The organism is Paraburkholderia sp. MM5496-R1 (assembly GCF_050436205.1).
In the GTDB taxonomy this organism is placed as follows: domain Bacteria; phylum Pseudomonadota; class Gammaproteobacteria; order Burkholderiales; family Burkholderiaceae; genus Paraburkholderia; species Paraburkholderia tuberum.
In genome coordinates this window covers 2,526,991-2,545,445 of record NZ_JBNDLT010000002.1, presented here as the reverse complement: position 1 = coordinate 2,545,445, position 18,455 = coordinate 2,526,991, and the positions used below count along the sequence as shown (strand labels likewise).

The 18,455-nt window shown below is 63.9% G+C and carries 18 protein-coding genes and 1 pseudogene; 8 read left to right on the top strand and 11 right to left on the bottom strand.

The annotated features are described in order from the left end of the window. Nucleotides 1–134: 134 nt before the first annotated feature. From OKW38_RS18705 to araH, 4 genes are all read left to right on the top strand, one after another. Entirely contained in the window at nucleotides 135–1,583 is a 1,449-nt protein-coding gene (locus OKW38_RS18705; RefSeq protein ID WP_429362636.1) for an aldehyde dehydrogenase family protein, read from the top strand. 160 nt (nucleotides 1,584–1,743) lie between these two features. Further along, nucleotides 1,744–2,748, top strand: coding sequence for an arabinose ABC transporter substrate-binding protein (locus OKW38_RS18700; RefSeq protein WP_429335542.1), 1,005 nt, complete (start codon nucleotides 1,744–1,746; stop codon nucleotides 2,746–2,748). 92 nt (nucleotides 2,749–2,840) lie between these two features. Beyond that, complete coding sequence (gene araG, locus OKW38_RS18695) at nucleotides 2,841–4,400, top strand: L-arabinose ABC transporter ATP-binding protein AraG (protein WP_429362634.1); 1,560 nt, start codon at nucleotides 2,841–2,843, stop codon at nucleotides 4,398–4,400. A 74-nt stretch (nucleotides 4,401–4,474) separates the two neighbouring features. After that, nucleotides 4,475–5,479: an L-arabinose ABC transporter permease AraH gene (araH, locus tag OKW38_RS18690; protein WP_429335544.1), complete on the top strand. Its 1,005-nt coding sequence runs from the start codon at nucleotides 4,475–4,477 to the stop codon at nucleotides 5,477–5,479. A gap of 251 nt (nucleotides 5,480–5,730) precedes the next feature. On the opposite strand, the gene sap1 is transcribed toward araH, so the two are convergent. Beyond that, a complete protein-coding gene (gene sap1, locus OKW38_RS18685; protein WP_018418921.1) occupies nucleotides 5,731–6,069 on the bottom strand; it encodes a surface attachment protein Sap1 in 339 nt (112 codons plus the stop codon). Nucleotides 6,070–6,690: 621 nt separating this feature from the next. Between sap1 and OKW38_RS18680 the strand changes: the two genes are divergently transcribed. Further along, nucleotides 6,691–6,870: a hypothetical protein gene (locus OKW38_RS18680; protein WP_090805511.1), complete on the top strand. Its 180-nt coding sequence runs from the start codon at nucleotides 6,691–6,693 to the stop codon at nucleotides 6,868–6,870. Between the two features lie 204 nt (nucleotides 6,871–7,074). Here the strand turns inward: OKW38_RS18680 and OKW38_RS18675 are convergent, their stop codons facing one another. Together OKW38_RS18675 and OKW38_RS18670 are read right to left on the bottom strand one after the other, a co-directional pair. Then, nucleotides 7,075–7,500: an HIT family protein gene (locus OKW38_RS18675; protein WP_090805510.1), complete on the bottom strand. Its 426-nt coding sequence runs from the start codon at nucleotides 7,498–7,500 to the stop codon at nucleotides 7,075–7,077. A gap of 102 nt (nucleotides 7,501–7,602) precedes the next feature. Next, on the bottom strand, nucleotides 7,603–8,538 hold the full coding sequence (locus OKW38_RS18670) for a GlxA family transcriptional regulator (protein ID WP_090802301.1): 936 nt from the start codon (nucleotides 8,536–8,538) through the stop codon (nucleotides 7,603–7,605). 175 nt (nucleotides 8,539–8,713) lie between these two features. Between OKW38_RS18670 and OKW38_RS18665 the strand changes: the two genes are divergently transcribed. Beyond that, nucleotides 8,714–9,553 (top strand): SDR family NAD(P)-dependent oxidoreductase, encoded by an 840-nt coding sequence (locus OKW38_RS18665; RefSeq protein WP_429362632.1) that lies wholly within the window; start codon nucleotides 8,714–8,716, stop codon nucleotides 9,551–9,553. 29 nt (nucleotides 9,554–9,582) lie between these two features. On the opposite strand, the pseudogene OKW38_RS18660 reads toward OKW38_RS18665, so the two are convergent. Next, nucleotides 9,583–10,687 (bottom strand): annotated as a pseudogene (locus OKW38_RS18660) (diguanylate cyclase). 284 nt (nucleotides 10,688–10,971) lie between these two features. Here OKW38_RS18660 and OKW38_RS18655 point away from each other — a divergent pair. Then, nucleotides 10,972–11,301, top strand: a complete 330-nt coding sequence (locus OKW38_RS18655) for an ecotin precursor (protein WP_429362630.1) — start codon at nucleotides 10,972–10,974, stop codon at nucleotides 11,299–11,301. A 99-nt stretch (nucleotides 11,302–11,400) separates the two neighbouring features. Here OKW38_RS18655 and OKW38_RS18650 read toward each other — a convergent pair whose 3' ends face one another. The 3 genes from OKW38_RS18650 to mnmE all read right to left on the bottom strand — a co-directional run bounded on the left by OKW38_RS18650 (nucleotide 11,401) and on the right by mnmE (nucleotide 14,576). Continuing rightward, nucleotides 11,401–11,562: a hypothetical protein gene (locus tag OKW38_RS18650; protein WP_167368611.1), complete on the bottom strand. Its 162-nt coding sequence runs from the start codon at nucleotides 11,560–11,562 to the stop codon at nucleotides 11,401–11,403. A 266-nt stretch (nucleotides 11,563–11,828) separates the two neighbouring features. Then, a complete protein-coding gene (locus OKW38_RS18645; protein ID WP_429362629.1) occupies nucleotides 11,829–12,998 on the bottom strand; it encodes a tyrosine-type recombinase/integrase in 1,170 nt (389 codons plus the stop codon). A gap of 183 nt (nucleotides 12,999–13,181) precedes the next feature. After that, on the bottom strand, nucleotides 13,182–14,576 hold the full coding sequence (gene mnmE / locus OKW38_RS18640; protein WP_090802291.1) for a tRNA uridine-5-carboxymethylaminomethyl(34) synthesis GTPase MnmE: 1,395 nt from the start codon (nucleotides 14,574–14,576) through the stop codon (nucleotides 13,182–13,184). 382 nt (nucleotides 14,577–14,958) lie between these two features. Between mnmE and OKW38_RS18635 the strand changes: the two genes are divergently transcribed. Beyond that, nucleotides 14,959–15,366, top strand: a complete 408-nt coding sequence (locus OKW38_RS18635) for a helix-turn-helix domain-containing protein (protein ID WP_018418931.1) — start codon at nucleotides 14,959–14,961, stop codon at nucleotides 15,364–15,366. Nucleotides 15,367–15,503: 137 nt separating this feature from the next. On the opposite strand, the gene yidC is transcribed toward OKW38_RS18635, so the two are convergent. The 4 genes from yidC to rpmH all read right to left on the bottom strand — a co-directional run bounded on the left by yidC (nucleotide 15,504) and on the right by rpmH (nucleotide 18,169). Next, nucleotides 15,504–17,162 carry a membrane protein insertase YidC gene (gene yidC, locus OKW38_RS18630; RefSeq protein ID WP_429335550.1) on the bottom strand — a complete coding sequence of 553 codons (1,659 nt, stop codon included), beginning with the start codon at nucleotides 17,160–17,162 and terminating at the stop codon, nucleotides 15,504–15,506. Nucleotides 17,163–17,192: 30 nt separating this feature from the next. After that, complete coding sequence (gene yidD, locus OKW38_RS18625) at nucleotides 17,193–17,423, bottom strand: membrane protein insertion efficiency factor YidD (RefSeq protein WP_167050029.1); 231 nt, start codon at nucleotides 17,421–17,423, stop codon at nucleotides 17,193–17,195. Between the two features lie 112 nt (nucleotides 17,424–17,535). Further along, the gene (locus OKW38_RS18620; protein WP_429362627.1) at nucleotides 17,536–18,015 is read right to left on the bottom strand and encodes a ribonuclease P protein component; all 480 of its coding nucleotides are present in this window, start codon (nucleotides 18,013–18,015) and stop codon (nucleotides 17,536–17,538) included. A 19-nt stretch (nucleotides 18,016–18,034) separates the two neighbouring features. Further along, nucleotides 18,035–18,169 (bottom strand): 50S ribosomal protein L34, encoded by a 135-nt coding sequence (rpmH, locus tag OKW38_RS18615; protein WP_004198824.1) that lies wholly within the window; start codon nucleotides 18,167–18,169, stop codon nucleotides 18,035–18,037. Between the last annotated feature and the right edge of the window lie 286 nt (nucleotides 18,170–18,455).

Sequence of the window (18,455 nt, the reverse complement as noted above, 5' to 3'; positions counted from 1 at the left end):
CGTTCTTCCTCTGAAGCTCCATGATGCCATATCGAAACTGATATCGGAGAAGCCTAAAAAGGGATTGGAAAGTTATTGAGCCGGCTCATACCATTCGTGGACTTTTGTGAACTTACGGTGCGCCTTTTTCGCCGATGAACCGCGATCCGCTCGTCCCCCTCGTTGCCAGCCCGTTTCGCCATTACATCAATGGCGGATGGGAGACTGGCGCGACCACGGGCGTGTCGCTCAATCCGTCGGATCTCGACGAGCCGGTCGGCGAATACGTGCGCGCGGACGTGCGGCAGACCGACAGCGCGATCGAGGCTGCGCACGAGGCGTTTCGCGACTGGTCGCTCGCCTCCGCACAGCGCCGCGCCGACGCGCTCGACGCGATCGGCAGCGAAATGCTCGCGCGCCGCGAGGAGCTGGCCCGGCTGCTCGCGCGTGAAGTCGGCAAGGTGCTGCCCGAGGCGCTCGCCGAAGCGACACGCGCGGGCCAACTGTTCAAGCTGTTCGCGGCCGAGGCGCTGCGCGCGTTCGTCGAGCCGCACGCGTCGGCGCGTGCCGGCGTCGAAATCGACGTGACGCGCGAGCCGCTCGGGGTGGTCGGCATCATCGCGCCGTGGAGCGCGCCGCTCGCGATCGCCGCGGCGAAGATCGGCGCCGCGCTCGCGCACGGCAACTGCGTCGTCTACAAGCCGGCCGAATCGGCGCCGGCCTGCGCGGCGGCGCTCGCGTCGATCGTCAGTCGCGCGGGCTTGCCGGCCGGCGTGTTCAACCTCGTGATGGGCAGCGGACGCAAGGTCGGTGCGCGCATCGTCGCACATCCGCTCGTCGCGGCGATCAGCTTCACCGGTTCGTCCGATACCGGCACGCGCGTGCTGCAGGCCGCCGCGACGCGCCAGGCGCGCGTGCAGCTCGAGATGGGCGGCAAGAATCCGTTCGTCGTGCTGGCCGACGCCGATCTCGACGGCGCGGTCGACGCGGCGCTCACCGGTGCCTTCAGCGCGACCGGCCAGCGCAGCACGGCTGCCGCGCGGCTGATCGTCGAACGCGCGGTGTTCGCGCCGTTCGTCGACGCGTTGCAGGCAAAGCTCGCGAAACTCACCGTCGATCACGCGTTGAAGCACGGCACCGATATCGGCCCGGTGGCGAACGCCGCGCAGCTCGAACGCAATCTCGACTACGTGCGCGTCGGCGAGCAGGAAGGCGCGCAGTTGTTGCGCGGCGGGCGGCGACTGGAGCGCGCGACGCGCGGCTATTTTTTCGAGCCGGCGCTGTTTATCGGCGAATCGGAGCATCGCATCGCGCGTGAAGAGATTTTCGGGCCGCTCGCGGTCGTGCTGCGCGCGGACGATTACGAACACGCGCTACATCTCGCGAACGACACCGCCTACGGACTGTGCGCCGGCATCTGTACGCGCTCGCTCGAACGCGCGCGGCATTTTCGCCGCCACGTGCAGAGCGGTCTCGTCACGATCAATCTGCCGACCACGACCGTCGAGCATCATGGACCCGGCGGCGGGCGCAAGGCGTCGGCCTATGGCGCGAGCGATGCCGCGTTCTGGACCGCCGTGAAAACGGCGTACCTGGCGAGCTAGAAGCAATGAGCCGCGCCACCGTTTTCACCGCGACTTGCGCGAACCGCCCGGCGTACCGCGCGCAGATCCGCCCCGATTCGCGCGACGGCTGACGCCGCCCGCGTTACCCCGCTGCGACTACACGACATCAATGCAGCTTTTCACCCTCAGGAGACAGTAGATGACCAGCAAGCTTCGCCGTTTGACCCTGACCGCGATGGCCGCCGCCGCCCTCGCCGCCCCGTTCGCCGCACAACTGTCCGCCCACGCGGATGAGCCGCTCAAAGTCGGCTTCCTCGTGAAGATGCCCGAACAGGCGTGGTTCATCAACGAACAGAAAGCCGCGACCGCGCTCGGTAAGAAGGACGGCTTCTCGGTCGTCAACATCGGCACGCCCGACGGCGAAAAAGTGCTGGCCGCGATCGACAACCTCGGCGCGCAAGGCGCGAAGGGCTTCGTGATTTGCGCGCCCGACGTGCGTCTCGGACCGGCGATTCAGGCGCGCGCGAAGCGCTACAACATGAAGTTCGTGACCGTCGACGACCAGCTGGTCGATTCGACCGGCAAGCCGCTGGCGAACGTGCCGCACCTCGGCATGTCGGCCTTCAAGATCGGCAACCAGGTGGGCCAGGCGATCACCGACGAAATGAAGCGCCGCGGCTGGAAGCCTGAGGAAGTCGGCGCGCTGCGTATCACGGACTATGAGCTGCCGACCGCGAAGCTGCGCACCGACGGCGCGACGCAGTCGCTGCTCGCCGGCGGCTTCAAGAAGGAAAACGTCTTCGACGCGCCGCAGAAAACCACCGACGACGAAGGCGGCTTCAACGCGGTGTCGCCGGTGCTCGCGCAGCATCCGAATATCAAGAAGTGGGTGATCTTCGCGCTCAACGAGGAAAGCGTGCTCGGCGGCGTGCGCGCGACCGAACAGCTGCATATTCCGGCCGCGGACGTGATCGGCGTCGGCATCAACGGCGCGGGCGAGGCGTTCGCCGAGTTCCAGAAGAAGGAACCGACGGGCTTCTACGGCACGATCGCGGTCAGCTCGACGAACCACGGCAAGGAAAGCACCGAGAACCTTATCGAGTGGATCAAGGACGGCAAGCAGCCGCCCGCCGACACGCAAACCACCGGCAAGCTGATGGTGCGCGGCAACTGGCAGGACGTGCGCAAGGAACTGGGTATTTAAGCGAGGTTCTCGCAGCAGACGGCGGGCCGCCTCGTGCCTCGCGTTTAGCGCGAGCGCGGCCCGCTCAGCTTTCATCCGTTCGAGGTTTTTCGATGACGTCCTTATTCACCGGGTCTCATGCCGGCGAGGCGGTGCGCACGCCCTCGCCTGCATCGACGCCTGCATCCGACGCCCCCTATCTCCGGCTCGACGGCATCACCGTGCGCTTTCCGGGCGTGCTCGCGCTCGACCAGGTCTCGCTCGAAGTGCGCCGCGGCGAGGTGCACGGCCTGATGGGCGAAAACGGCGCCGGCAAATCGACGCTGCTGAAGGTGCTGTCCGGCGTCAATCATCCTGTCTCGGGCACGTTGTCGCTCGACGGCGTCGAGCAGCAGTTCGCGACGACCAAGGCGGCGATCGCCGCGGGCATCGCGATCATCTATCAGGAACTGCATCTGGTGCCGGAGCTGACGGTCGCCGAGAATCTGATGCTCGGCGCCCTGCCGAATCGCTTCGGCGTACTGGACGAAAAGGCTTTGGTCGCGCGTGCGATGCGCGAGCTCGAACGGCTCGGCGAAAAGCTCGATCCGTCGCAGCAGGTCAAGCATCTGTCGATCGGTCAGCGGCAGATGATCGAAATCGGCAAGGCGCTGATGCGTGACGCGCGCGTGATCGCGTTCGACGAACCGACCAGCTCGCTGTCGTCGCGCGAAACCACGCAACTGTTCCGCATCATCCGCGCGCTGAAGGCCGAAGGCCACGCGATCATCTACGTCACGCACCGGATGGATGAAGTCTACGAACTGTGCGATCGCGTCACCGTGTTTCGCGACGGCCGCCGCATCGATACCTTCGAGGCCGGCGCGGGACTCGACCGCGATCGGCTGATCCGCTGCATGGTGGGGCGCTCGATCACCGATGTGTACGGCTATCGCGCGCGCGAGCACGGCGACGTGCAGCTTCAGGTCGAGGGCCTGTTGGGACCGGGCCTGCGCGAACCGGCATCGTTTTCGGCGCGCAAGGGCGAGATCGTCGGCTTCTTCGGGCTCGTCGGCGCGGGCCGCTCCGAGCTGATGAAGCTGATCTACGGCGCGCTCAAGCCGAGCGCCGGCGAGGTCGCGCTGAAGGGCAAGCGCGTGCAGTTCGCCACGCCGCGCGACGCGGTGCGTGCCGGCGTCGCGCTGTGTCCCGAGGATCGCAAGCAGGAAGGCATCGTGTCGATCGCGTCGGTGTCGGACAACCTGAACATCAGCTGCCGCCGCCACTTCAGCCGCTTCAACGTGCTCAACGGCCGCAAGGAAGCGCAGACCACGCGTGAATTCATCGGCAAGCTCGCGATCAAGACGCGCAACGGCGACACGCCGATCGGCACGCTGTCCGGCGGCAATCAGCAGAAGGTGATCCTGTCGCGCTGGCTCGCCGAAGAGATCGACGTGTTCCTGATGGACGAGCCGACGCGCGGCATCGACGTCGGGGCGCGCAGCGAGATCTATGGGCTGCTGTATGGGCTCGCCGAGGCGGGCCGCACGGTCATCGTCGTGTCGAGCGATCTCGCCGAGGTGATCGGCGTGACCGATCGCGTGATCGTGATGAAGGAAGGCCGCATCGTCGGCGATCTGCCGAAGGCGCAGGCCACGCCGGATGCGCTGATCAAGCTGGCATTGCCGCGCTGATCGCCCAACGGATCGCGCCACCAGACCTCTTACCGAATATCGCAACGAAAACGGCATTGAATGGAACAGACATCATGAATACACCTTCCACCGATTCCTCGACCCCCGCCGTCGCCTCCGTGGGCTTGACCGCGCGCGCCGCGCGCACCTGGGACCTGATCAACAAATCCGGCATCGTGATGGTGTTCATCGTCCTGTTCGCGGTGCTGTCGTTCACGGTCCCAGACTTTCTGAGCACGCGCAATATCCAGGGCCTGCTGCTGTCGGTCACGCTGATTGGCTCGATCTCCGTCACGATGATGTTCGTGCTCGCGCTCGGGGAGGTGGACCTGTCGGTGGCGTCGATCGTCGCGTTTTCGGGCGTGGTGGCTTCCGTGCTGATCACCGCGACGCACAGCGTGTTAGTCGGCATCACGGCCGGCGTGCTCGCGGGCGGCGCGGTCGGGCTCGTCAACGGCACGCTGGTCGCGCGCTACAAGATCAACTCGCTGATCGTCACGCTCGCGATGATGGAGGTCGTGCGCGGCCTCGCGTACATCACGTCGAACGGCGACGCGGTGATGATCTCCGAGGAGCGCTTCTTCGAGCTCGGCGGCGGCTCGTTCCTCGGCATTTCTTATCCGATCTGGAGCAACATCGTCGGCTTCGTTCTGTTCGGCTTCCTGCTGAAAAAGACCGTGTTCGGCAAGAACGTGCTGGCCGTCGGCGGCAATAGCGAAGCCGCTGTGCTCGCGGGGCTGCCCGTCACGCGGATCAAGATCACCGTGTTCGTGCTGCAAGGCCTCGTGACCGGCTTCGCGGGCGTGATGCTCGCGTCGCGCATGAGCCTCGGCGATCCGAAGACGTCGGTCGGGCTCGAGCTCGGCGTGATTTCCGCGTGCGTGCTGGGTGGTGTATCGCTGACGGGCGGTGTCGCGACGATCTCCGGCGTGCTGGTCGGCGTGCTGATCATGGGCTCGGTTCAGGACGCCATGAGCCTGCTGAACGTACCGACGTTCTATCAGTATCTGATTCGCGGCGGCATCCTGCTGCTCGCGGTTCTGTTCGACCAGTACCGCCGCAGCAAGCGCGTGCACTGACGCGCCGTTGCTCGTGGCCGGTTTCCTGCGCTTTGCGAGAAGGCGTACTACCGATGCGGGTCGATAAAACCCGCATCGGCTTTTTTATTGCAGGTGAAGGCTGGCAAGTATCAAAAGCAATAAAAAACGGCTTGGCATCGGAATGCCCAAGCCGTCTCTTTTAGCTCACGCGTTTACGCCTACGACTTCTAAAGCCGCAGCGGATACGCATGCGACCGTATTCCGGCTTTTGCCGGAATGCCGGTGTGTACTTATTGCTTGATGAATCGGTCGTTCGCCCAGAGTCCCTCGGTGTCGCTATTGGCTGAATTCACGAACTCGACGTCGTGGCCGACCACGCGCACCACGCGGAAACTCGAGTCGGTCGGAGTCGACACGCATTGATATCCGGAGAAGAATTCCTGCATCTGCTGCTGTTCACCGGCTTGCGCGTGGTGATCGGCGGCATCGAGCTTGTCCTTCGATACGCAGCCATAGGCATTGGCCTTGAACTGGATCGTTTGCTGCGGCTTGATCACGACGTCTTGCGCCTGAACGCTAGCGGCAGCCAAACCCGCGATGGCGAAAACAACGGCAATTCGAGTTTTCATTCGTTCCTCCGGGGCGGGCCGAAAACATCTCGGTTAGCTATGTATTTAACTTTAACGGTGGACCCGCATCTTGTACTTTAGGAGAACCGATGAGAACGACAAGCACATCTTGTGTGCGATCGCAATAGTGGCGAATTGTCGCACCTGCTGTCGAAGCTGATTAAAGCTTGAGCACACGCCCGACCGAATGGCAATGAAATGAATAACTAAAAATCCACTCTCGAACACGCCTTAGCTGGTAAAGCTTTGCGCGCGCATTCACGTAAACGCGTAGCGTCAATTAAGCGATTTAATACAATTTAATCAATGGGTTTGTGCATTGCACACAAAGTCATTCCACAGGCAAAAGCGGCGATGCGCAATAACGAGGCAAGTGCAGAAAATAAACAGTGCCAGCCGTCTCTCAGGGCCTTGATGAAACGCTTGCAACGCGCCATTGCCGAAAACGCATGAAAAAAAGCCGCGCGGCGCAAAGCCGCGTGGACAGGCGAGGAGGGCGCGATCGCAGTGCGATGTACCCTTCGCGTGCGGCCTGAATCCAGGTGGATCTTCGTCGAGCCGGTATGCGGGTACAGGCGGTGCTCTACAATGAAAACGAATCTCCTGCACCCGGAGGCTATCGTGAACGAGCACGTCATACTCGGGATTTTTCTGGTCGTTCCGCTGCTGATCGTCATGTTTCTTTTTTCCGACGAACTGTGGCAGGAGCATCGAGACCTGCACGACGGACGGCCGTTGCGAGCGCGTCGCCGACGCATCGACTGGCGGCATCCGCTACGCCGTTCGCGCGAGCGGCTCTGAGATTGCGAAGCGGATCCCTAAAGAAAAAAAGCCTGCCACAGGGGCAGGCTGAAAAAAGAGATCCACACTCAATGCCTTGAACACAAGGCAATAGCAGTCTAGTCGCGACGCGCCAATCGGTGGTTTCAACGGCTTTTACAGTTGTTACCGGGCGTGACCGTAATGCGGGGCGCGACGTTGCGTCGGCAGCCCTCGCGTCGCGCTTCAATGGGCGCGCCAGTGCGCGCGAATCCGTTTGGCGAGCGCTTCGAGCGTGTCCGGATCGGCGACCTCGCGCGCATGCAGCTTCAGCGGTTGGCCTTCCCAGCGCGGAATCACGTGGAAATGGACGTGCGGCACTGTCTGTCCCGCCGCCGCGCCGTTGAACTGGCCGATGAACACGCCGTCAGGACGCAGTGCCGCGCGCACCGCGATCGCGAGCTTTTGCGCCATGCGCGTCGACGCGACGAGCGCCGCATCCGATAGATCGAAAATTTCGGCGACCGCTTCCTTCGGCACGACGAGCAGATGGCCGTCGGCCTGCGGCATCAAGTCCATGAAAGCCAGCGCCTGGTCGTTTTCGGCCACCTTGATGCACGGTAGTTCGCCGCGCAAGATTTTGGCGAACGGGTTGCTGTCGTTGTAGCTCATCGCGTTTCCTTTCATTTGGGCTGGGTTCGATTCACGGGTCGAGCGGGATACTTTTTTTTGCGTAGCTTCGCACCGCGGGTTTCCTATTCTCTACCCGAACGCTTACGCCACGCGTGCGGCACGCCGGATCGCTTGAGGTGGCTGGCCGAACGCGCGCAAAAACGCGCGCCGCATCCGCTCGGGGTCGATGAAGCCAGTGTCGGCTGCGACGGTTTCGATCGAATGACGGCCGGTTTCGAGCATCGTGCGAGCCGCTTCGACACGCAGCGCCTCGATCGCGCGGGCCGGCGACTGGCGCGTCTCGTCGCGAAACGCGCGGCTGAACTGGCGCGGGCTCAGATGCGCGACGTCGGCGAGCTGCTCGACGGTCAGCGGCTCGCGCAGATGACTCTTCGCATACGACAGCGCGTTCTGGATCCGATCGGATTTCGGTTCGAGATCGAGCATCGCGGAGTACTGCGATTGGCCGCCGGTGCGCCGGTGATAGACCACGAGCTTCTTCGCGATCGCGCGCGAAACCGCGATGCCGAGGTCGTTCTCGACGAGCGCGAGGCACAGATCGATACACGCGGTCATGCCGGCCGACGTCCACACCGAGCCGTCGACGATGAAGATGCGGTCCTCGTCGACCCGCGCGCGCGGAAAGCGCCGTTGCAAATCGCGCGCATGCGCCCAGTGCGTAGTCGCGTGGCGGCCGTCGAGGATGCCGGCTTCGGCGAGCACGAACGCGCCGGTGCAGATGCTCGCGGTGCGGCGCGAGGCGGCGAGGGCGTCGTTCAGAAACGCGAGCAGCCCCGGCGACGACGGCGCGATCTCCATCGCGCCGGTGACGATCACCGTGTCGTAGGCGGGATCGCCGAACGGGCGCGTCGCGACCTCGACGCCCGCCGAGCTGCGCACCATGCCGCCGTGCTCGGAGATCACCGCGACGTCGTACGCGGGCTCGCCGGTGTCCTGATTGGCGAGTTCGAAAATCGATACCGCGACCATGTCGAGGATCTGAAAGCCCGGAAAGACCGCCACGCCGATGCGTTTCATTTACGATGTCCGGAAACGAGGGAAATATGACATTTGAGACAAAACAGTACGCGCCTAAACTTAGCTCGTCAACCCCGCCGTATCAGCGCAAAAGCCGCCAGGCGGCGAGTTCACGGATGTTCCCATTCACCGGACAGGGCGGCCGCATCATGCGCAGCCCGCAAGGAGAGCTTCAATGGCAACGCAGGCAAACAAGGGCGCACAAGGCAATTCGAACGAAGGCAAGGGTACGGCGGTGGTCACGGGCGCATCGTCGGGTATCGGCGCGGTCTACGCGGACCGGCTCGCGCGACGCGGCTACGACCTGCTGCTGATCGCGCGCGACGGCGCACGCCTGAGCAGCCTCGCCGACCGGCTGACGAAGGAAACCGGCCGCCGCGTGAGCACCGTCAGCGCCGATCTGACCAACAAGGCCGACGTGCGCCGCATCGAGAACCAGTTGCGCGCCGAGCGCGGCATCACGATGCTGATCAACAACGCGGGCGTCGGCGCGACCGCGACGCTGGTCGACTCCGACATCGATGAACTCGAGCAGATGATCGAGCTGAACGTGACCTCGCTCACGCGCCTGACGGCGGCGGTGTTGCCGGGCTTCATCGCGCGCGGCGCCGGTACGGTGATCAATATCTCGTCGATCGTCGCGCTGGCGCCGGAATTGTTGAACGGCACCTATAGCGGCACCAAGGCCTACGTGTTGAATCTCACGCAGTCGCTGCATCACGAGGTGGGCGGCAAGGGCGTGCGGCTGCAAGCGGTGCTGCCGGGCGCGACGAGCACCGCGTTCTGGGATCGCGCGGGTCTCGCGGTCGAGAACCTGCCTTCGCAGATCGTGATGAGCGCCGAGGACATGGTCGACGCGGCGCTTGCCGGTCTCGATCAGGGCGAACTGGTGACGATCCCGTCGTTGCCCGATGCCGCCGACTGGGAGCGTCTGAACAGCGCGCGTTTGCATCTGCAGCCGAATCTGTCGCGCAGCGCGCCGGCCGAGCGCTATACGCGCGCCGTGGCCGCGTAAGCCGAAGGTTGAGGAGGGCGACGCCAGACTCAGCCGCTCACGGCCACCTGATTCTTGCCGTCGTGTTTCGCGCGATACAGGCCGACGCCGGCGGCCTCGATCAGCGTCGTGACCGGTTCGGCGGCCGACGGCACCACCATCGCCGCGCCGATGCTGATCGTGACGACGCCCTCTGCCGAGCCCGCATGTGTGATCGCGCGGTCTTCGACCGCGATGCGGATTTTCTCCGCGAGCAGGCGCAAGCCGCCCGCCGACGTGTCCGGCACGACCACCGCGAACTCCTCGCCGCCGAAGCGCGCGGCGAGATCCAGTGAATGGCCGAGGCACGCTTCGATCGTATGCGCGACGCTCTTCAGCACTTCGTCGCCGGCGACGTGCCCATAGGTGTCGTTGTAGGCCTTGAAGTGATCGACGTCGATCATCAGGAGGCCGAGGCGGGTCTTGTCGCGGGTGCCGCGGTGCCATTCGGCCGCCAGATACTGGTCGAGGTAGCGGCGGTTCGACAGGCCGGTCAGACCGTCCGAATGCGTGAGCCGCTGCAACTCCAGATTCGTCGCCAGCAGTTGCCGCTGAGATTGCCGCAGCGCGCGGTACGCCTCGTCGCGTTGCAGCAGGTGTAGATACGAGCGCGAGTGATAGCGGATGCGCGCTATCAGCTCGATGCGTCACGAGGTAGTCGCTCGAACCGGCCGCGAACGCCGCGCTTTTGACGAGCGGCTCTTCGTTGGTCGACAGCACGACGATCGGGATGTCGCGAGTGGCGGCATTCAGCCGGTATTGCCGCACCAGCGTCAGACCGTCGGTGCCCGGCATCACGAGATCTTGCAGGATCACCGTCGCGCGCGTTTCCTCGGCGCAGCGCACCGCGTCTTCCCATGACGCGCAGTTGCGAAAGTCGATGCCCGGCTCGTCGGCGAGCGCCTCGCGCACCCCCTCGGCGATGACCGCCTGGTCGCCGACCAGCAGCACCATGATCGGGCACTCGGCCGCCGGCGGGGCGGCGAGGATGCGCGCGAGCGCGTCGTCGCTGGCGAGATTGGGCGCATCCTCAGCGACGAGCGCGTGCGCCTGCGGGCTCCCGTCGTCTGCGGGATGCAGCGTTGCGGCATTCTGGGGCGGTTTAGAGGTATCCATGTGGTTCGGCCAGGATGAAGTTCAGGGAGGGCACGTCAGCTTTCGGGGAGGCGAGACGCTCGTTGACCACTGCCCTTGGTCAGATAATAGTCGGCGCCCGCATCAAGGCCAGCGCGGCGATCTTCCCCCGATGCCTGGATGAAAAGCAGCGCAATGCCCTGCGTGGGTTAACGCGTCCAACGTTATGCACCTGTTACAGAGTAAATCTCTGGTTACCAACTGCAGCATCTATTTCCGCGCGCGCCGGCGACAATTCGTCCATGCCTGAACGGCGGGAGCTCAATATGAAAAAGATCGCAGTGGCGTTGGTAATGGCGGGTAGTTTGACGGTGGCGGGCCAGGCGTCCGCGCACGGACACGGCGGTGATGTGGTAGGTTCGCTGATTGGCGGCGCGGTGCTGGGCGCGGTGGTCACCTCGGCGTTGACGCCGGCGCCGGTGGTCGCGTATCCGCAGCCGGTCTATGCCGAGCCCGCGTACCAGCCCGCGCCGGCTTACGTGGCACCGCCGCCCGGATATTGCTACGACCAGTATCAGCGCGCCTATGTCGCGTGCGGCGCACCGCCGCCCGGACAGTACGGCTATGCGCAACCGCAACCCGAGCCGCAGTGGTGAGCGCGGCAAGGCTCTGATGCGCGGATGATTCAGCCGAACAACGCGCAGACAAAAAGGCCGTCGCCCAATGCGACGGCCTTTTTCCATTTGAGGCACGGCTTAATGCTTGTGATGCAGCCACTCCGCGTAATGCGTGTCGAGCCAGCGCTCGAGCTTGGGCGGCCTGGACGGGTCGCGGTGACGCGACATCATCCAGATGGCAAGGCCGACCACCAGCATGACGGCGGGCCCCATCAGATAAGCGAGCATTGATTCAGGCATCGGAACCTCCGTATCGGCTTGCATCCATCTCTCAGTGTAGGCGAAGGAAGCGGGGAAAGAACGACGATTCAAACGGTCCAGAGAAGCGAAAAAAGGCGCATTTGCGCCCGCTTTGGAAACCTGTTTTTTTGATGGTTTTTCCTTTATTTGCTTAGCGTCTGGGCGAGGTCCCATTAGCCTGTGTACCATCCTGTTACCGGCCTGACGGCAAGCGTCACATGGCGCCAAAACCCATGACAATGCCGTCAAGCCGTCCCGTTCGCCGTCTACCGCGCGACTTCCATCTGGCTATCGACAAAGTCCGCCCAACTCTGAAGCATGCGACCCTGCCACGCCGCTTCGTCGGTTGCTTCACGCTTCGCGATGTCGCCCCCCGCAGCTGTTTGCTGTTCCATGTCGCGCAGATGCGACGACGCGGTGCGACGAAAGTCATGCAGCACGAAATGCTCCACGTCGAGCCCCAATGCCTTGACTGCCTGGTTCAGCGTGCTTTTCGCGATCGGCCGATCGTCGCCCCTGACGCTCGGGAACACGAACGTCTCGCTGGTGCGCCCGCGCTGCAGCTCGCGCAGCAGCGCAACCGCCTGACGCGGCAGACGGACGACGCGGTCCTCGCGCGCGTTCAGGCGCGCGGCGGGGATCGTCCACAGCGCGTCGTCGAGATCGAACTCGGCCCATGTCGATTCGACGAGGTCCGCTTTGCGTGCCATCGTCAGCACCAGCAGATGCAGCGCGAGCTTCAGCGGACGGCGGATATTGGATGTGTCGATCGTGCGCAGCATGACACCGATCTCGGCGCCGGACAGCACGCGGGTGCGGCTGTCGAAGGTCGCGATCGAGCGCGCCGGTACGACTTCCGCGGGATTGCTGGTCGCGAGCTGGCGCGCGATCAGATATGCGTACAGGCGCTTCACGACGTTGCGCGTGTGCAGCGCCATTTTCGGCGAGCCGCGGCTTTTGATGCGCTCGCAGATCGCGACGACGTCGTCAGCGGTGACCGCGCCGATCGCCTTGTTGCCGATCGCGGGCAGCACGTCCTTGTCGAGCGCGCGCCGCGTGGTGCGGCGATATTCATCCGACTTGCCGGCCAGCGCCGTCGCGAGATAAAGCTCGGCCGCTTCACGCAGCACCTCGGCCTTGCTCTCGGCACCGCGGTCGCGCCGCGCGGTGGCGACCGGCGAGATGCCCTGCGCGACGAGCGCCGCGTACCTCTGCGCCTTCGCGCGCGCGACGCGCAGCGAAATCATCCGGTAATCGCCGATGGTCGCGAGCGGCTGACGCTTGCCGTTCAACGTATAGCGGAAGCGCCAGACCTTGGTGCCGGTCGTCATGACCTCGATCACGAGGCCGTTGCCGTCGGCGACGCAGTAGCGGGTCGCGCGCGGTTCGAGCGCGCGGATCCCGGATTCGGTGAGCGGGGTGGCGAGGCGGGGCATGCTTTGGGGACGCTGTACGTTTAGGCTCGGACAGCTGGATTCTAAACCTTTGCACGGTTGTGTACCAAAAATCCGGTGGCTTTTTGGCCGACGGAGTGCGATTTTCGCGTGTGCGGCAGCGGCGCCGATTCGGCCGAGAGAGCCTATATGACGGCCGCATTGCGGCGACGTACAAGTTCGGCGTTACTTGCCGATACAGAATCGGCTGAAAATCACGCCGAGCAGATCGTCCGAACTGAACTCACCGGTGATCGAGTTCAGTTGATCCTGCGCGAGCCGCAATTCCTCGGCGAACAGATCGAGCGCCTGCGCGTTCTGCTCCGCATGCACGGCGGCGGTCGCCAGATGCTCGTCGGCCGCGCGCAACGCGATCAGGTGCCGCTCGCGCGCGAGATAGACGCTCTCCGCGCCCGCCTGCCAGCCGGCAATCCGCAGCAGTTCATCGCGCAGCAGCGCGACGCCGTCACCCTTCTTCGCCGACAGCCGCACCTCGCTAAGTTCGAGGTCGGCGTCGAGCGCCTGCGTCGCGGGCGCGAGCCCTGTCAGGTCGGTCTTGTTCAGCACGCGGACGACGGGCACGCCGCGCGGAAAGCGTCCGGCGATCGTTTCGTCGCCGGCCGTCATTCCGGCGCGCGCGTCGAGCAGATGCAGCACCACGTCCGCGCGCTCGATCTCGCCCCACGTGCGCTCGATGCCGATCTTCTCGACCTCGTCCTCGGTCTCGCGCAGGCCGGCCGTGTCGATCACGTGCAGCGGGATGCCTTCGATCTGGATCGTCTGCGCGACCTTGTCGCGCGTCGTGCCGGCGATCGGCGTGACGATCGCGAGTTCGGCGCCGGCGAGCGCATTCAGCAACGACGACTTGCCGACGTTCGGCTGCCCCGCCAGCACGACCGACAAACCTTCGCGCAGCAACGCGCCCTGGCGCGCCTCGCTCAGCACGTGCGCGAGACGCTCGCGTATGCGCACGAGCTTGCCGCGCGCGTCGGCGGCTTCGAGGAAGTCGATTTCCTCTTCCGGGAAGTCGAGCGTCGCTTCGACCAGCATCCGCAGCGTGATCACCTCTTCGACTAGCGCGTGGATGTCGCGCGAGAACGCGCCGTCGAGCGAGCGGCCGGCCGAACGCGCGGCGGCCTCGGTGCTTGCCTCGATCAGATCGGCGACGGCCTCGGCCTGCGCGAGGTCGAGCTTGTCGTTCAGAAACGCGCGACGCGTGAATTCGCCGGGCTCGGCGAGCCGTAGACCGAACGCGCGGCCGGCGTCGATGCAGCGCTGCAGGACCAATTGCAGCACGACCGGGCCGCCATGGCCTTGCAGTTCAAGCACGTGCTCGCCGGTGTACGAGTGCGGCGCCGGAAAGTACAGCGCGATGCCGCGATCGAGCGGATTGCCGCTCGCGTCGAGAAACGGCACGTAGCTCGCGTGACGCGCCGCGAGCGTCTGGCCGGTGAGGGCCTGCATCAACGGCTGGGCCGCCGCCGCGCCAGCGCGGCCGAACGAAATCCGCACGACGCCGATGCCTCCCCGGCCGGGCGCGGTAGCAATGGCAACGATGGGATCGGAGTCGGTCGTGAGCATGTGAAGTCGGCTGAAACGGGAGGGGAGGAGCAGGGCCGCGTCGGTCGAGCCGGCGCGAGGCATTGTAACGCGCGCGCCTCGCACGGAAGGGCTGGCGACAAGGACGCGAAGCGGATGACGCGCCCGTTCGCCCCTATCGTTTGAACAACTCAGATTTATCTCAATTAAGCTAGGATTGTTACCGCGCTACTTAGGAATTGTTGAGACTCGGCAGGAACTGTGGTTCAGGCAAAGCCAAGCCTGGCAATCGAGAGATGAAAAAAATCAAATTCGTGCAACGCGTTACGGGGCGCGCGCTACAAGCTAAAACTATCTCAAATAAGAGAAAACAAAGCTTGATCGGTTGTCAACTGGCTGAACTCCGAATTGCACAATCTGGCCCATGCCGACCGACAAAGAAAAAGCCGCCTTCGCCAAGAGGCTGAAGGATCTGCTCGAGCCGCTGAAAATCCGCGGTGGGACCAAACTCGCCGAGCAATTCAATCTTCGCTATTACGGCGAGCGGCCCGTGACGCCCCAGACCGCACACAAATGGCTGACGGGCACGACGATCCCGAAGCCGGACAAGTTGCGCACGCTCGCCGAATGGTTGAACGTCAAGGAGCACTGGCTCCATTACGGACCGCCGCCCGGCGCCAGCGCACGACCGATGGCACGTGGCGAAAAATATCCGCCGACACCCGAAACGATCGAACTCGCTTCGAAGATCGCATCGTTGACCCCGAAGGACCGGAATCTGGTCGAGGAAATGATCGTGCGTTTTTACGGCGAAGATTCCGACGAAGAGTGAACGACGAAACTCAAGCGCAGCCGCCCGCCGCATTTCCTTCAACCGCACCATAAAAAAAGCCGCCCGGTTCGCACCGGGCGGCTTTTCGTTTTGAGCTTGCGTCACGGCGGCCCTGCGGGCTGCCACCGGACGGAACCTCAGGCCGGCTTCGCCTTCGAGCTGCCCATCATCCGCGTGATGTAGTACTGCTGCGCGATCGACAGCACGTTGTTCACGACGTAGTACAACACGAGACCTGCGGGGAAGAAGAAGAACATCACCGAGAACGCGATCGGCATGAACATCATCATCTTCGCCTGGACTGGGTCCGGCGGCGTCGGGTTCAAGCGGGTCTGCAGGAACATCGACACGGCCATCAGGATCGGCAGGATGAAGTACGGGTCCTGCTGTGACAGATCATGGATCCATAGAATCCACGGCGCGCCGCGCATTTCCACCGACGACAGCAACACCCAGTACAGCGAGATGAACACCGGGATCTGGATCACGACCGGCAGACAGCCGCCGAACGGATTGACCTTCTCGGTCTTGTACAGCTCCATCAGCGCCGCGTTCATCTTCTGCGGATCGCCCTTGAAACGCTCGCGCAGCGCCTGCATGCGCGGCGTGATCGCCTTCATGCGCGCCATCGACTTGTAGCTCGCGGCCGACAGCGGGAAGAACACCGCCTTGATCAGCACCGTGAGCAGCACGATCGACCAGCCCCAGTTGCCGACATAGCCGTGGATCTTCGACAGCAGCCAGAACAGCGGCTTCGCGATGATCGTGACCCAGCCGTAGTCCTTCACCAGATCGAGACCCGGCGCGATACCTGCGAGCATCTTTTCTTCTTCCGGACCGGCGAACAGACGCGCGGACACGCTGACGGTCTGGCCCGGCTGGATGGTCGGCATCGCCTCCTTCATGCCGACGCGATACAGCGACGGATCGATCTTCTCGGCGTAGAACTCGCGCTTCACGCCTTCCTGCGGAATCCAGGCCGACGCGAAGTAGTGCTGGACCATCGCGACCCAGCCGTCGTTGGCCGACGTTGCGAAGTTTTGCTTGTTCTTGTCGAGATCGCTGAACGTCATCTTCTGGAAGTGATGCTCGTTCGTGTAGACAGCCGGTCCGATGAACGTGTGCGAGAAGCGCGGCGTTTCGACCGGCTGGTCGTCGCGCACGAGTTCCATATAGAGCTGCGGCGTCACCGGCGTGGTGCCGACGTTCTGGACCTTCGTCTCGACGCCGATCACATAGCTGCCGCGCGTGAACGTATACGTCTTGATGACCCGGAGGCCGCCCTTTTCCGGCGACTCGAAGCTCATCTGGAACGAGTTCTGGCCGTCGGCCAGATGGGTCGGCTGATTCGGCATCAGCGTAAAGATGTCGTTGTGATTCGGGAAGTCACCGCCGAGCAGGCCAGTGCGCGCCAGATACGTGTGATTGTTCGTTTTGTCGAACAGCGTGATCACGAGATCCGGCTGCTTGCCGTCGCCCTGCTTGACGAGCGACAGGCGCGACAAGGTGGCACCGCGGGTGTCGATTTCGCCGCTATAGACGTCGGTGCCGAACTTCACGAGCTGCGATTGTTCGGCCGCTGGCGCGTTGCCCGGCGCGGCCGCGTTGGTTGTCGCCAGATCGGCTTGCTGGGTGCCCGGTGTCGTGGTGCCCGGCGCGGCGCTGCCGGCGGTCTGGGTCGGCGTCGTGCTCGGGAAGAACATCGACGGGCGTCCGTGGTCGCGTTGCCAGTTGTCGAACAGCATGACAGCTGACATGAAAAAGATGACCCATAGGACGGTGCGTTTGATATCCATGCGTTGTCTCAGTGTCGATGGAACGGCGCGTCAGCGCTTTTCAGAAGTGGGTGGCGGGACGAGATCGATGCCGCCCGCGGAAAACGGGTGGCAGCGGCAAACACGCCTCACGGCGAGATAAGTCCCGCGCGCGGCGCCATGATACTGGATTGCCTCGCGCGCGTAATCAGAGCAGGAAGGGTAAAAACGGCACCGGTTGCCGAGCATGGGGCTCACGGCAAGCTTGTAAAAGCGCAATAAAGCGAAGAGTACCGTTTGCATGGCAGGTGCGGCCGTACGGCGCCGGGCAACGTGAAGTACAGGACGACGCCCGCGCTCTGAAGCTGCCGGCGCAACGCCCATTGCGGCGACCATGGTGCGGGCGGTCACTGCGTCATTCCGTCTTGGGCGCCTCCGCGGGCGGCGCCTGACGACGGGTAATTTCGCGCGCTGCCTTGTCGAGCAGCGCCTCGATTTCGCTGCGGCACAGCGCCTTCAACGGCGGCGACGACGCGCTCGGCAAAGCTTTTTTGTCGAAACGCGTGTGTAGACGCAGCAGCACATCCCAACCGCCGAATTCCGCGCGACGCAGCCGGAAGGCTTCGCGCGCGATCCGGCGCACCAGATTCCGCGTGGCCGCGCGCGGCGCATACTTCTTACCGATCACGAGGCCAAGACGCGCCTCGTTGCCGGTGGGCCGGCCGTACACGACAAAGTGTGCGGTACGGCGCCACGGCCGCAAACGAAAAACGGATGAAAATTCATCCGTTTTTAGCAGCCTTGCGGCTTTGGGGAAGGCGGCTTGCGCTCGCAACGGAACCGAGCCCGGTTGCTGCGCCCCGGCCGCTCCCGATTCGCCGCGGGTTTCGGTCACAGCGCGCAATCCGCTTGCCTTAGATCGCGAGGCGCTTGCGGCCCTTCGCGCGACGTGCGTTGATGACCTTGCGGCCGCCAGCGGTCTTCATGCGAACGCGGAAGCCATGGGTGCGCTTGCGACGGGTAACGGAAGGTTGGTAAGTACGTTTCATGTTGCTCTCACTTGATCGAAAAAAACCGCGCGATCATCGCTGAAAGCGCAATGGCCGGTGGTTTACTGAAATTGGTTTTCGCGGAACCCGCTATTTAAACTGGTTTTCCGTTGGCCGTCAATAGCTTAGCCGTCGTCTGGCGCAGCCGGGGGTTGCCGGACCAAGCGATCGGTCCCTGTGGATAACTCACTTTCGGGTTCGTTTTGGCGTTAGAATCTCGCCTTACTTCCCAAAAATGTTGCACGCCGCTCCGGCACGCTTGTCCCGCAGACCCTTGTGGCACAGG

Excerpts from the sequence above, each read along its gene's own strand:
- OKW38_RS18705 (WP_429362636.1), top strand. The coding sequence starts at position 135 with ATGAACCGCGATCCGCTCGTCCCCCTCGTTGCCAGCCCGTTTCGCCAT.
- OKW38_RS18700 (WP_429335542.1), top strand. The coding sequence starts at position 1,744 with ATGACCAGCAAGCTTCGCCGTTTGACCCTGACCGCGATGGCCGCCGCC.
- araG (WP_429362634.1), top strand. The coding sequence starts at position 2,841 with ATGACGTCCTTATTCACCGGGTCTCATGCCGGCGAGGCGGTGCGCACG.
- araH (WP_429335544.1), top strand. The coding sequence starts at position 4,475 with ATGAATACACCTTCCACCGATTCCTCGACCCCCGCCGTCGCCTCCGTG.
- sap1 (WP_018418921.1), bottom strand. The coding sequence starts at position 6,069 with ATGAAAACTCGAATTGCCGTTGTTTTCGCCATCGCGGGTTTGGCTGCC.
- OKW38_RS18675 (WP_090805510.1), bottom strand. The coding sequence starts at position 7,500 with ATGAGCTACAACGACAGCAACCCGTTCGCCAAAATCTTGCGCGGCGAA.
- OKW38_RS18670 (WP_090802301.1), bottom strand. The coding sequence starts at position 8,538 with ATGAAACGCATCGGCGTGGCGGTCTTTCCGGGCTTTCAGATCCTCGAC.
- OKW38_RS18665 (WP_429362632.1), top strand. The coding sequence starts at position 8,714 with ATGGCAACGCAGGCAAACAAGGGCGCACAAGGCAATTCGAACGAAGGC.
- OKW38_RS18655 (WP_429362630.1), top strand. The coding sequence starts at position 10,972 with ATGAAAAAGATCGCAGTGGCGTTGGTAATGGCGGGTAGTTTGACGGTG.
- OKW38_RS18650 (WP_167368611.1), bottom strand. The coding sequence starts at position 11,562 with ATGCCTGAATCAATGCTCGCTTATCTGATGGGGCCCGCCGTCATGCTG.
- OKW38_RS18645 (WP_429362629.1), bottom strand. The coding sequence starts at position 12,998 with ATGCCCCGCCTCGCCACCCCGCTCACCGAATCCGGGATCCGCGCGCTC.
- mnmE (WP_090802291.1), bottom strand. The coding sequence starts at position 14,576 with ATGCTCACGACCGACTCCGATCCCATCGTTGCCATTGCTACCGCGCCC.
- OKW38_RS18635 (WP_018418931.1), top strand. The coding sequence starts at position 14,959 with ATGCCGACCGACAAAGAAAAAGCCGCCTTCGCCAAGAGGCTGAAGGAT.
- yidC (WP_429335550.1), bottom strand. The coding sequence starts at position 17,162 with ATGGATATCAAACGCACCGTCCTATGGGTCATCTTTTTCATGTCAGCT.
- yidD (WP_167050029.1), bottom strand. The coding sequence starts at position 17,423 with ATGCAAACGGTACTCTTCGCTTTATTGCGCTTTTACAAGCTTGCCGTG.
- rpmH (WP_004198824.1), bottom strand. The coding sequence starts at position 18,169 with ATGAAACGTACTTACCAACCTTCCGTTACCCGTCGCAAGCGCACCCAT.